This is a genomic window from Neofamilia massiliensis (assembly GCF_001299475.1).
GTDB lineage: Bacteria > Bacillota > Clostridia > Tissierellales > Peptoniphilaceae > Neofamilia > Neofamilia massiliensis.
This window is the reverse complement of the sequence record NZ_CYUJ01000003.1, coordinates 858443-871149: the sequence shown is the minus strand read 5'-3', so window position 1 is coordinate 871149 and position 12707 is coordinate 858443. Positions and strand designations below refer to the sequence as shown.

Sequence of the window (12707 nt, the reverse complement as noted above, 5' to 3'; positions counted from 1 at the left end):
TCCTATGCATCCAGATTCTTAACAAGTTTTGCATTTTCTTCTATAAATTGTCTTCTAGGTTCTACCTTGTCTCCCATTAGGATACTAAAGGTTTCGTCTAAATAAACTTCATCGTCAGAATCGTCAATGGTAACCCTGTGAAGGATTCTGTGGTCTGGGTTCATTGTTGTGTCCCAAAGTTGTTCTGCATTCATTTCCCCAAGACCCTTGTACCTAGAAATTTTTATGTTTTTCATATCGATTTCCTTAGATACTTTTTCTAATTCCTTTTCGTCATAGCAGTATCTTATAACCTTAGTTCCTCTAATTAGGCCATAAAGTGGTGGGTTGGCAACATAGACGTGGCCCTGTCTAATAAGCTCTGGCATATACCTATAGAAGAAAGTAAGTAGCAGGGTCATAATATGGGCGCCGTCAACGTCAGCATCTGTCATTATTATAATTTTTCCATACCTAAGTTTACTTATATCAAAGTCGTCGCCAATTCCTGTTCCAAAGGCAGAAATCATAGAAAGGATTTCTTCATATTCTAAAACCCTAATTAGGTTGGCCTTTTCAACGTTCATTATCTTACCCTTTAGGGGTAGGATAGCTTGGTGGTAGTTGTCCCTGCCCATTTTTGCAGATCCACCAGCAGAGTCCCCTTCCACTAGAAAAATTTCTGTTACTTCCATGTCATTTGACTGGCAGTCAGCTAACTTTCCTGGTAGGGTAGTTTTTTCTAACATTGAAGTCCTTCTTTGGGCTGTTTTTAATTTTCTTACAGCCTCTCTTTCTTCCTTGGACCTAACAACTTTTTCCATTATTGCCTTGGCAGTTTTTGGATTTTCTATTAAATAGGACTTTAAAAGGTCATTTATTATATTTTCAACAATTCCCCTAGTTTCTGAATTTACAAGTTTTCCTTTTGTTTGGCCTTCGTATTGAGGGTTTGGAAGTTTTATGGAAATTATTGCTGTTAGGCCAATTCTTGTATCTTCACCTTGGAAGTTGTCGTCTTTTTCCTTTAGGAAGTTAAATTCTCTGGCATAGTCATTTAAGGTCCTAGTAAGACCTCCCCTAAAGCCTGAGACGTGGGTTCCACCTTCTCCTGTGTTAATGTTGTTGGCAAAGGATAGGACATTTTCGCTGTAGCCGTCTACATATTGGATGGCAATTTGGACATTGTGGCCTTCTTTGTCATCTTCTAAGTAGATAACGTCCTTGTGGAGAGGTTCTTTAGACTTGTTTAGTTCGTCTACAAAAGATTTTATTCCTCCGTTATAATGGAAAGTTTCCTTTTTTCCAGTTCTCTCGTCTTCTAAAATTATTTTTACTTCTTTGGTTAAAAAGGCTGTTTCCTTAAATCTTCTAGCTAAAACTTCGTAATCAAACTCTACAGTTTCTGTAAAAATTTCTGGGTCTGGCTTAAAGCGGACAAAGGTTCCAGTTTTTTTAGCTTCTCCTACAACCTCTAGGTCACCTTGCCTAATTCCCCTTTCAAATCTCTGTTTGTATTTTTTTTCATTTCTAGATACTACAACTTCTAGCCATTCAGACAAGGCGTTTACTACAGAAACACCTACACCGTGAAGACCACCAGAAACCTTGTAAGCTCCAGCGTGAAACTTTCCTCCAGCGTGAAGGATTGTAAGTACTGTTTCTACTGTTGATAGGCCAGTAGACTTGTGAGTTTCTACAGGAATACCTGAACCGTCATCTTCTACAGATATGGACCCGTCCTTGTAAATTTTTACCTTTACTGTTGTGGCCCTACCTGCTAGAACCTCATCTATTGAGTTGTCTAAAACCTCATATACACAGTGGTGGAGGCCCTTAGGACCAGTTGAACCAATGTACATGTGAGGCCTTAGCCTTACTGGAGCCAGACCTTCTAGAACCTCTATATTGTCTGCTCCATAATTTGTATTTTTATTATCCATTAATTTCCTCCGTCTAATAATTTCACTTTACTATTATCAACTAAATATATATTATAAGAAAAACCTTTAAATTCATCTAAATATTTTTTCTCTGCCATAGTTATAAAAGATTGGACATCTAAAAGATTTTCTATTAGCATCCGCCTTCTCTTTTGGTCTAATTCTGAAAAAACATCATCTAATAAAACTATGGGAGCTATATTTCTCCTAGCCTTTATTAAATTAATTTCAACTAGCTTCATAGACAAAACTGCCGATCGTTTTTGTCCTTGAGACCCATAGGTTTTTAAAGAAATATTATTGCTTTCAATGTCAAAATCATCTCTATGGGGACCAAAGGTAGAATATTTTACAAAAAGATCCTTGTCTAAGGCCTCCATCATAGCCTGGTAAAGAGAACTTTCGATTTTTTTAATATTGTCCATGTCCTTAAAGGGATTTTGATAAATTAAGTCTAGGACTTCTTCTCCACTTGTTATAGAAAGGTGGATGTCTTTAATATCCTTGTTTACCTGGTCTAAAAATTCTTTTCTAGCTAGGATTAAGTAGGCTCCTAGGGATGCCAGTTGGACATTGTAGGCTTGAAATAAAAGTTTTGTATCTAGGCCCTTGTTTCTATCTTTTAAGAGACTATTTTTTTCTTTTAAAATCGAATTGTATTTTTTTAAATTGTACCTATAGATAAAGTCTAAATTTGAAATAGCCTGGTCCATGTATTTTCTTCTAAGGGCTGGACCGTCTTTTACAATTTCTAAGTCTTCTGGCACAAAGCTAACCAAGGGGCCTTCCATTCTAAGTTCATTTAAACTTTTTATATTAGATAGGTTTACTTGGTATTTCTTTTTCTTGTTTTTTTCATAAATTAGCTGGTAGTCTTTGTCTAAACCAGATTTTTCTATAAGGGCGAGAATTTCAAAATAGTCTTCGCCGAATTTTAAAATCTCTCTGTCTCTACTAGTTCTAAAAGACCTTGCAGAAATTAATATAGAAATTGCCTCTAAGATATTAGTCTTGCCACTGGCATTTTTTCCAACAAAGACATTTATATTTTTATTTGGTTGTAAAAATAAATCTGAGTAATTTCTAAAATTCTTTATAGAGATTTCTTTTACTTTCATCTATTTTACTTCTATTATTTGTCCTTCTAAGTCTACAAGGTCGCCCTTGTGGATTTTTCTTCCTCTCCTAGTTTCAACCTCACCATTTACTAGGACCTGGCCTTCTTGGATGAGGATTTTTGCCTCTCCGCCAGTTCCTACTAGGTTTGCATATTTTAAAAGTGAGTCTAGTTTTATAAATTCTGTGTCTATTTTTACTTCTCTAACCATCATTAGGCCAACCTCACTGGTAGTACTAGGTAAAGGTAAGAGTCGTTGTCTACTCCTGTTATTATCATAGGATTTACATCGTCTAAGAGACTTAAATTTATTTCTACATCTTCCATATTTTTTATTCCGTCTAAGAGATATCTAGAGTTAAAGGCTATTAGTTGGTCAGTTCCGTCAATGTCAGCTAAAACTTCTTCTTCTACTGATCCAAGTTCTGTATTAGATAGGATTCTAACCATAGAATTTTTAATTTCAAGTTTTACTAAATTTGCCTTTTCTTCTTTAGCTAAAAGTTCTGCCCTTTCTAGGGATTGTTGGAAGGCGTGTCTGTTTACTTTTACTGTAGTTACATGGTCTTTTCTAATAATTTCATCGTATTTGAAAAATTGGCCATCTATTAGTTGGGAATAAAAGGTGGTGTCCTTTAGGTCAAATCTTATATTATTTCTAGAAAAACATACTCTAATATTTTCATCTTCATCTGAAATAGTTCTAGATAACTCTGTCAAAGCCTTGGCTGGAACTATGGCTGTGTATTCTTTTTCAGATGGACTCATATCTGTATAAACTGCTAGCCTATATCCGTCTAAGGCTACAAAATTTATTTGGTCATTTTTTACTTCAAAGAGAACTCCTGTTAGGGCCCTTCTGTTATAGTCTAAAGATACGGCAAAGCTTGTTTGTTTAATGGCTCTTTTTAATGATCCTGTATCTATTATTATAGAATTTTCATCAGTTAACTTTGGAAGAGATGGATAGTCTTTATAATTGTGAGTTAGAAGCTCAAAGTTTGATTTTTGAACTTGGATAAACATCCTATCTCCCTTTACTTCTATTTCTATATCGTCATTTGGAAGCTTTCTTATTATATCTCCAAATAATCTGGCATTTACTAAAGTTGATCCTTCTTCTATAACCTGACAGTCTACATAGGTTTCTATGGATATTATTTCTGCATCTGTTCCTGTAAGTTTTAATTTACTTCCTTCAATTTGTAAAAGAACTCCTTCTAGTTCTTTAGATATAGCCTTAGAAGAAATTGCTCTTTGTACTATAGATATACTTTCATTTAGTTTTTGTTGGTTAATTGTAAATTTCATGGTTTCTCCTTAGTTATATTATATGTTTTAGTAGTAGTAGGACCTGTGAATATGTTGATAAGGTCCCTAAGTCTTAGTATGTCTCAATAAGCTCAATTTATAACTTGTGAACAACTAGTCGCCTTTTACTTTTCTCTTTAAATCTTGGATGGTCTTTTTTGTAGTAGAGTCTGCTTTAATTTCACTTGAAATTTTATCAACTGCGTGAATTACAGTTGTGTGGTCTCTGCCTCCAAAATCAGCTCCTATCTTAGGTAGGGACATATCTGTCATCTCCCTGCACAAGTACATGGCAACTTGTCTAGCATAGGCTATATCTTTTGGTCTTTTTTTAGAATCTAAGTCTTCTACACTTACGCCATAGTGGTCAGAAATAATATTTTTTATCCTATTTGAATCAATAACTATTTTTTTCTTTTGGTCTAGGATACTTCTAAGAACATTTTTTGCCATTTGTAGGTCTACAGTTTTTCCTGTTAAGTTAGAAAAAGCAACGACCCTAAGCAAGGCACCTTCTAACTCTCTAATATTTGAATCTACATTTTCAGCAATGTAGTCTATAACTTCGTCAGAAATTTGGAAATTTTCCTGTTCATTTTTATTTCTCAAAATTGCTATTCTAGTTTCTATATCAGGTTCTAAAATATCTGCAATTAATCCTCCGCCAAGTCTGGTTATAATACGAGACTCAAGGCCCTTTAAGTCCTTGGGAGGTTTATCTGAAGTTACTACAATTTGTTTGTAATTTTGGTGGAGCATGTTAAAGGTGTGGAAAAATTCTTCTTGAATTCGCTCCTTGCCTATTAGAAATTGAATATCGTCTACTAATAAAAGATCTACATTTCTGTATTTGTCCCTAAATTCTGGAGTTGTATCCTTTCTTAGAGCTTCTACCAGCTCATTAGTAAACTGTTCAGAAGATACATAAATTGGTTTTAGGTCGGGATTTTTTTCTAACATATAATTTCCAATTGCAAGCATTAGGTGGGTTTTTCCTAGGCCTGATGATCCATATATAAATAGAGGATTGTTTAAACCTCCAGGATTTTCTGCTACAGATAAAGCAGCAGCATGGGGAAATTCATTAGATTTTCCAACTACAAAATTGTCAAAGGTATACCTAGGATTAATATTAGATTCTGACCTGTAATTTGAGATTGGGTCTACATCATCTACAACAGAACCTTCAGCTATTTGAAAAACTAAATTGTAGTCGTAGTTAGTCACATTTCTAATGGCCTTTTCAACAATAGAATAGTACCTTTTGTTCATCTGGGTGTATGTAAAATTGTTGGGAACATAAATTATAAATTCATCATCAACAACTTTATGAGACACACCTTGAAACCATATATCGTAGTTACTACCAATATTTCTTTCGATTTCGTTTAGGATTCGGATCCAAGTTTCATTGTTATTTCTAGTCATACTCTCTCCTTATAAACATTAACAACAGTGGATAAGTTTATACACAAAAGTAAAAGACTTATTCACTGTGGACAGTGTGGATAATTTATATATTTTTCTTATTAACAGGCTAAAAAAATTTTCCTTGTGCATAGATTTTTTTGTAAATTATTAGCTTTATCTAGATAAATTTTTAAAAAAGCTAGTAGATATCCACAGACTTATCAACAGACTGTTGACAAGGAACTAATCCACAAAATCTAATTTTTATAAATTTTCGCCAAGGATAAGTTGTTAATAATAAAAAACATTTAAAGAGGATTTCCTCTAAAAAAAAGTCTTTATAAAAGTAGTTGAAAGCTAGGAGTTATCAACTACTTACAGATAAATTTATCTAGAAATATTTTATCACAAACAAATGTTTTTTACAAGACTTATCCACAGGTTAATAAATAATAACTTTTAAAAAGTTCTTGGTCAAATTTTAAAATCTTTATTTTTATTTTTTCCTATATTTTAAAATTATGTGAATATCTTTTTATTTATTGACAAAGATTGGGAATATTTATATACTATAAGATGTGATTAAATAGAGTAAATATGAGGAGGTGCATAGTTTATGAAAAGAACTTACCAACCAAAGAAAAAAAGAAGAGCAAGAGTACATGGATTTAGAAAAAGAATGTTAACTAAATCTGGCCGTAATGTAATTGCATCTCGTAGAAAAAAAGGGAGAAAAAGACTAACAGTCAAATAATATGATCACTGTTAAAAGTTACTTTGATTTTAAAAAAGCTTATACGACAGGAAAGTCATATGGTAATAGAAACCTAGTTTTGTATGTCAGAAAAAATAATTTAGGCTATACAAGGGTAGGTTTTACTGTGTCTAAAAAAATTGGGACAGCAGTTGTTAGAAATAAAATTAAGAGAAGACTAAGAGAGATATTTCGAACATACGAAGACTCTATTAAAGAAGGCTATGACCTTATTTTTATAGTTAAAAAAAATGTTCCAGATATCTCTTTTAAAGACCTAAAATCTGCCTTTTACCATATATTAAAAATTTCAAAAGTGGTGAAAAGATAAATGAAATACCTAATGATTTACCTTATAAGATTTTATCAAAGATTTATCTCAAAATATTTATTGCCAGGAGCCCATTGTAGGTTTACACCAACCTGCTCCCAATATGCCCTAGAGGCCTATAAAAAATATGGATTTTTTAAGGGAAGCTTCCTAGCAGTAAAGAGAATACTAAAGTGCCATCCCTATCACAAGGGCGGCTATGATCCACTAAAATAGGAGGACAAATGAGATATATTTACCAATTTGTAGGCTGGATACTTAGACTCTCCTACGAGTTTATAAGTAGTATAAACCCAGCAGACACAGGGCCAGTATCAAATTATGCCTTTGCTATAATTTTAATGTCAGTGATAATAAAATTAATCACCCTGCCACTAACTTTAAAGCAACAAGAATCAATGGCAAAGACTAGAGCCCTACAAAGCCAGGTACAAGAACTTCAAAAAAAATACGGAAATGATATGCAAACCATAGCAAGAAAGCAACAAGAGCTTTATAAAGAAGCAGGAGTAAGCCCTCTAGGAGGCTGTCTTCCACTTCTAATTCAAATGCCTATACTATTTGCTATGTTTGCTGTAGTAAGACAGCCAGATGTATATGTTTTTGCAGAAGCAGGTTATTATGAATCTATAAACAAGGCATTTTTCTGGATGACAAATATTGCCGACAAGGACAAAACCATGATAATTCCTATATTATCAGGTGTAGTGTCTTTTATTAGCCAAAAAATCATCATGGCCAGCCAACCTAGACCATCAACTGGTGATAGGGAAAAAGACCAGGCTATGAAACAGTCTAATGAAATGATGACTATAATGATGCCACTAATGTTTGTATTTATTTACAGAAACCTTCCTGCAGTAATACCCCTATATATGATAATCAACCAAGGCTTACAAACTATCCAGCAGCTTATCATAAATAAAATTTTCTTAAATAAAGTAGAAGGTGAAAGAGATTGAGTTTTATAATAAAGACAGCTAAGACAGTAGATGAAGCCATAGAAAAGGGTCTAATAGAATTAGGCCTAACTAGAAGTGAAGTTGAAATCGAAGTTTTAGAAGAAGCAAAATCAGGTTTTCTAGGCCTAGGCCAAAAAGATGCTATGGTTAAAATAAAAGAAAAAGAAGACATATCATCTTTTGTAAGAGATATTCTCTATGATGGCCAAAAAGAAGAGAAAAAAGAAGAAGTTCTAGAAGAAAAAGAAGAAATAAAAGTTCAGCCAAAGGAAGAAGTGATAGTTGAAACTACTGGCAAGGCTGACCTTGAAGACGAAGTAGTAGAAGAAGAGCCAGTAGAAAACGAGGAAGTCGAAATAATCGAGACTTTACAAGAAGAAGAGCCTACAGAAAATACTTTTGTAGAAGAAGAGGAAGAGGACTTTGAAGAAGACGATGAAGATAATGACTCTGAAGACAGGCCTTATCCTTATAAGAAAAACATTGACGATATATGGACAGATATAGAAGTAAAAAATAAGTCTGAAGAATTTTTACAAACAATAATTGACGAGTTTAATATTTCTTATGACTTGGACTTAGACTTTGATGGAGACAATTTAAATGTAGAAATAAAAAGCCCTAACCCATCATCTTTAGGCATAGTAATTGGAAAACACGGTTCAACCCTTGATTCCCTTCAATACCTACTAAGCCAAGTTATAAATAAACACAAAGAAAACTTTATTAGGGTAAAAGTAGATGCAAATGGCTATAGGGACAAGAGAAATAAAAATCTTGAAAAAATAGCCAAAAGGGGTTTAGATAGGGTAATTAGATACGGCCGACCAGTAAAATTAGAACCTATGAACCCAGCAGACAGAAGAATAGTTCATATGGTCCTTCAAAACTATGAAGGAATTACAACCCACTCAGAAGGTAGAGATCCTTATAGAAGAGTGGTAATTTCAAAAAAAGCAAGCATTTAATCACGAAAAAAACACCAGGGAGAAAATTCCCTGGTTTTTTTGAAAATAATTTTATGAAAAGTCAGCAAAATAGTTTTCTGTCATCCCCACTCTCTTAAAGTGGATGAAAATATTTTCTGGATTTTCAGCTTCTATATTTTTATCTAGGTATATATTTATCCCGTCTGTTTCAAAAAGAGAATAATTTTCACGTTTTTCCTCTTTAGGACTTCCATTTCTAACTAGGGGATTAAATTCAAAGCCCTTGCAAGAAGGGTTTCCCTTTAAAGTAATAGTAATATTATTTTCACTTCTCTCCTTTAAAAGCTCAAGAAGTTTGTCATCAATTTTTATTTGCATAAATAACCATCCTTATAAAAGTATTTATTTATTAATACCCTAAATTAAATATTTAAGCCATAGGCATTTTAAAATAATTAAGAAAAAATCATATAATTATACCAAAGAAAAATCCCTGTGAAAAACAAATATTTACTGTTGACAAGTATTTTAAAGGGTTCTAAAATAAATATATTATAAAAAATATAAAAAGGTTGCAGATATATTGACGAAAAATTCTTCTATAAATTTAAAAAGAAAAGAAATAATAGAAAAAACAAAAAAACAATTTAAAAAGTTTGTCTTTCCATCTATAGGGGCCATGTGGTTTTTCTCCCTATATACTATGGTTGATGGAGCCTTTGTAGGTAGAGGACTTGGGCCTAAGGCCTTGGCTGGTGTAAATATTTCTATGCCTTATATTAGCCTTTTGTTTGCCTTGGCGATTTTAATTTCAGTTGGCTCTTCTAATATTATTGCTTACTACAGAGGCAGAAATGAAGAAAAAGTTGCAAATGGCTACTTTACCCTGTCTCTTGTTCTAATAACTTTACTTGGTCTAGGTTTGGGAGCCCTGGCTTTTTTTAATCTAGATTTTTTACTTAGATTTTTAAAGGCCCAAGGAGAAGTTTATACTTTTGCCTATGATTATTTAAGGGTTATTGTTCCCTTTTCTGTGTTTTTTATGTTGGCCTATAATTTAGAAATCCTAGTAAAGGCAGATGGAAACCCAAAACTATCAGTAAAGGTTGGTATAATAGCCTCTTTGACTAATATAGTTTTAGACTATCTTTTTGTCTTTGTCTTTGACTATGGTATAAAAGGCGCAGCTTTTGCTACAGGAATTTCCCAAGTTTTAGGAACTTGTATTTACCTAGGCCACTTTTTATTTGCCAATGCAAATTTAAAATTTAGAAAGATAAATGCAAGTTTTGTCCACATTTTTAAGATTATAAAAACTGGCATACCTGAGGCCTTGACAGAGCTTTCTATTGGATTTACTACATTTTCTTACAACTACAGCATTATAAAGTACTTAGGCTTAGATTATATTACCACTTATTCTATAATAATGTATGTAAACAACCTAGTAATCAATACTATGATTGCAATTAACCAAGGATCTCAGCCACTTGTAAGCTATCACAAGGGTCAGGAAAATACTAGCAGCCTAAGAGAATTATTTTACTTAATGGTTAGGACTTCCTTGATTTTTGGTGGACTTTTCTTTGTTCTTTGCCTAGTTTTTTCAAAGACTATTGTTGGAATTTTTATTGACCAAGAAAATTTAGAACTTTTTTCTTACTCAGTTGCAAAGCTTAGAATCTTCTCTTTAGGTTTTATAATTACTGGTCTTTCTATTGTAGCTTCTGGTTATTTAACTGCCAGCAAGCACCCAAGAGAGGGGCTTATAGTTTCTATTTTAAGAGGCTATATAAATATTTCCCTGGCCTTATTTATTCTGCCTAAAATATTTGGCCCTGAGTATATATGGCTGGCAACAATTGTATCAGAGCTAGTAACCCTTCTTATGGTTACTTTTATCTTTGTAAGGACCCTGGATATTTCTCTAAAGAAAGACCTAAGAGCCCTTAATCGCGCCTAAAATTTTAAGCTAAGAACAAATCTTCTTAGCTTTTTTAATTTCAATTTTTGTTATAATTAAAGAAAGAAAAACACAAGAGAGGATATTAAGGTGGACTTAAAAGAAAGATTATACAAACTAGAAAATTTAAATTTTACAATAAAGAAATATCGAGAAGAAATTTTAGAGGCTCTTGAAACTGACCTGGGAAAATCTATGGAAGAGGCCTATCTTTCTGAATATTTAATGGTTGTAGAAGAGCTTTCTTATGCCATAAAAAATTTGCCTAAGTGGGCGAAAAAAGAAAGAAAGATCCTTCCCTTCTACCAACAAGTTGGCAAGGGAGAAATCCACTACCTGCCCTATGGCAGAGTTGGTATTGCATCTCCATGGAACTACCCCTTCCTCCTAGCTATGGCGCCAGCTATTGGAGCCTTGGCCGCAGGAAATACTGTAGTTTTAAAGACTTCAAAAAAAGCTCCAGCTACTTCTAAAATAATTAAGGAAATCTTTGCGGAAGTTTATGCTGAAGAAGAAGTCTTAGTTTATGGTCTTGAAGAAGGGTCTAGACAAAGGTTTATGGATGAAGATATAGACTTTTTGTTTTTTACTGGGTCTACAAAAGTTGGCAGACAAATGGCCAAACTTGCTGGAGAAAAAATGATTCCCCTAGTCTTAGAACTAGGAGGCAAAAGTCCTATTATAGTTTCTGAGGCTGAAAATTTAAAAACTGTAGCCAGAAGAATTATTTGGGGCAAGACTTTAAACGCTGGCCAAACTTGTGTGGCTCCTGACTATCTCTTAGTTAGAAAGGACCTAGAAGAGCCATTAAAAGCTGAAATGAACAAGGCCATAGGTGAATTTTTTGGACCAAATCCCCTAGATAGTCCCCATCTTTCTTCTATTATAGACCTAGACCACTTTAATCGCCTAGCAAGTCTGTTAAAGGACCAAGGCCTTTACGAAGATTCCCTAGTTGACTATGAAAAATTAAAATTTGTGCCAAGGGTCTTTTCTACTGACATGACTAGTCCCTTTATGGAAGAAGAAATTTTTGGTCCATTTTTACCTGTCCTTGCCTTTGAGAAACTAGAAGATTGCGCTGAAATAATTAAGGCCCACAAGAATCCTCTAGCCCTTTATTTATTTACAGAAGACAAGAAGGAAATTTCCTATGTCCTAGAAAATATTTCCTTTGGTGGCGGAGCCATTAACGACACCCTAGTTCACCTGTCTATTCCAAGTCTGCCCTTTGGTGGAGTTGGAGCCTCTGGCCAAGGGTCCTATCACGGAAAATATTCCTTTGAAACTTTTTCTAGAAAAGTAAGCATCTTAAAAAAGTCAGCTAAAATCGACCTACCCTTTAGGTATCCACCTTACAAGGGTTTTGATCCAAAGAAGTTTTTTAAAAAATAAAAAGATCTTTCGCCTAAAAAATAATTTATCCCCTAAAAATTACAGACTTTTAGGGGATGTTTTTATTCTAGGTCCTTGCCCATAAGAACTAAGTTGTCAGCCTTGTAGTAGCCTAGAGACCTGTAAAATTCTAGGTGGGCCTGGTCATTTACAGATATTAGTTCAACCATAGAGGCTCCTTCTTTTTTGGCAAGCTCTTGGACATAGGTCATAAAGGCCTTGCCGTAGCCCTTCCTCTGCTGGTCTTTAAAGATTAAAATTTCTTCTATAAAAAGTCCAACTAAGTCGTCATAGGTCATATAATAGGCCATTAAAAAACCAACAGGCCTGTCCTCATCATATTGGACCAGGCAAAGTGAGTCTTCCATAGTCATAATTTGAGAAATTCTCTTATAGGAAAGATCGTAGGTCCAAATTCCATCTTCTAGATCATTGTAATAGTCTATGTATTCTTTTATTACTAGGTCCAGCAAATTTTTAGTCAATTTTTTGTAGTTCATTTTTCATCCTTTATATTTTTATTCTCGGTCTAAGTGGTGTATAATTTATAGCTACTATATTATATACGAAATTCTAGCCTTTATGTTTATAAGTTTTTATTTTATAATAGTAG

14 protein-coding genes are annotated in these 12707 nt (G+C 33.6%); 7 read left to right on the top strand and 7 right to left on the bottom strand.

The features are described from left to right. Positions 1-2: 2 nt before the first annotated feature. From gyrB to dnaA, 5 genes are all read right to left on the bottom strand, one after another. On the bottom strand, positions 3-1922 hold the full coding sequence (gyrB, locus tag BN2667_RS08545; protein ID WP_054252902.1) for a DNA topoisomerase (ATP-hydrolyzing) subunit B: 1920 nt from the start codon (positions 1920-1922) through the stop codon (positions 3-5). Then, positions 1922-3040, bottom strand: a complete 1119-nt coding sequence (gene recF / locus BN2667_RS08540; RefSeq protein ID WP_054252901.1) for a DNA replication/repair protein RecF — start codon at positions 3038-3040, stop codon at positions 1922-1924. The genes gyrB and recF overlap by 1 nt, the downstream gene beginning before the upstream one ends. Beyond that, positions 3041-3253 carry a S4 domain-containing protein YaaA gene (gene yaaA, locus BN2667_RS08535; RefSeq protein ID WP_054252900.1) on the bottom strand — a complete coding sequence of 71 codons (213 nt, stop codon included), beginning with the start codon at positions 3251-3253 and terminating at the stop codon, positions 3041-3043. Then, positions 3253-4350 carry a DNA polymerase III subunit beta gene (dnaN, locus tag BN2667_RS08530; protein WP_054252899.1) on the bottom strand — a complete coding sequence of 366 codons (1098 nt, stop codon included), beginning with the start codon at positions 4348-4350 and terminating at the stop codon, positions 3253-3255. The genes yaaA and dnaN overlap by 1 nt, the downstream gene beginning before the upstream one ends. 114 nt (positions 4351-4464) lie before the next feature. After that, a complete protein-coding gene (gene dnaA, locus BN2667_RS08525; protein ID WP_054252898.1) occupies positions 4465-5778 on the bottom strand; it encodes a chromosomal replication initiator protein DnaA in 1314 nt (437 codons plus the stop codon). Positions 5779-6376: 598 nt separating this feature from the next. Between dnaA and rpmH the strand changes: the two genes are divergently transcribed. The 5 genes from rpmH to jag are packed head-to-tail and all read left to right on the top strand — an operon-like array spanning position 6377 to position 8775. Beyond that, positions 6377-6514 (top strand): 50S ribosomal protein L34, encoded by a 138-nt coding sequence (gene rpmH, locus BN2667_RS08520; protein WP_054252897.1) that lies wholly within the window; start codon positions 6377-6379, stop codon positions 6512-6514. A 1-nt stretch (position 6515) separates the two neighbouring features. Beyond that, entirely contained in the window at positions 6516-6845 is a 330-nt protein-coding gene (gene rnpA / locus BN2667_RS09485) for a ribonuclease P protein component (protein ID WP_054252896.1), read from the top strand. Continuing rightward, positions 6846-7061 carry a membrane protein insertion efficiency factor YidD gene (gene yidD / locus BN2667_RS09480; protein WP_054252895.1) on the top strand — a complete coding sequence of 72 codons (216 nt, stop codon included), beginning with the start codon at positions 6846-6848 and terminating at the stop codon, positions 7059-7061. A gap of 8 nt (positions 7062-7069) precedes the next feature. Continuing rightward, positions 7070-7807 (top strand): YidC/Oxa1 family membrane protein insertase, encoded by a 738-nt coding sequence (locus tag BN2667_RS08505; protein WP_054252894.1) that lies wholly within the window; start codon positions 7070-7072, stop codon positions 7805-7807. Next, a complete protein-coding gene (gene jag, locus BN2667_RS08500) occupies positions 7804-8775 on the top strand; it encodes an RNA-binding cell elongation regulator Jag/EloR (RefSeq protein WP_054252893.1) in 972 nt (323 codons plus the stop codon). The genes BN2667_RS08505 and jag overlap by 4 nt, the downstream gene beginning before the upstream one ends. Positions 8776-8826: 51 nt before the next feature. On the opposite strand, the gene BN2667_RS08495 is transcribed toward jag, so the two are convergent. Further along, a complete protein-coding gene (locus BN2667_RS08495; protein WP_054252892.1) occupies positions 8827-9114 on the bottom strand; it encodes a hypothetical protein in 288 nt (95 codons plus the stop codon). Between the two features lie 205 nt (positions 9115-9319). Here BN2667_RS08495 and BN2667_RS08490 point away from each other — a divergent pair, with 205 nt between their 5' ends. Next, a complete protein-coding gene (locus BN2667_RS08490) occupies positions 9320-10699 on the top strand; it encodes an MATE family efflux transporter (RefSeq protein ID WP_082380238.1) in 1380 nt (459 codons plus the stop codon). A gap of 90 nt (positions 10700-10789) precedes the next feature. After that, positions 10790-12094, top strand: a complete 1305-nt coding sequence (locus BN2667_RS08485) for an aldehyde dehydrogenase family protein (RefSeq protein WP_054252891.1) — start codon at positions 10790-10792, stop codon at positions 12092-12094. Between the two features lie 62 nt (positions 12095-12156). Here the strand turns inward: BN2667_RS08485 and BN2667_RS08480 are convergent, their stop codons facing one another. Continuing rightward, entirely contained in the window at positions 12157-12594 is a 438-nt protein-coding gene (locus BN2667_RS08480) for a GNAT family N-acetyltransferase (RefSeq protein WP_054252890.1), read from the bottom strand. Positions 12595-12707 lie beyond the last annotated feature (113 nt).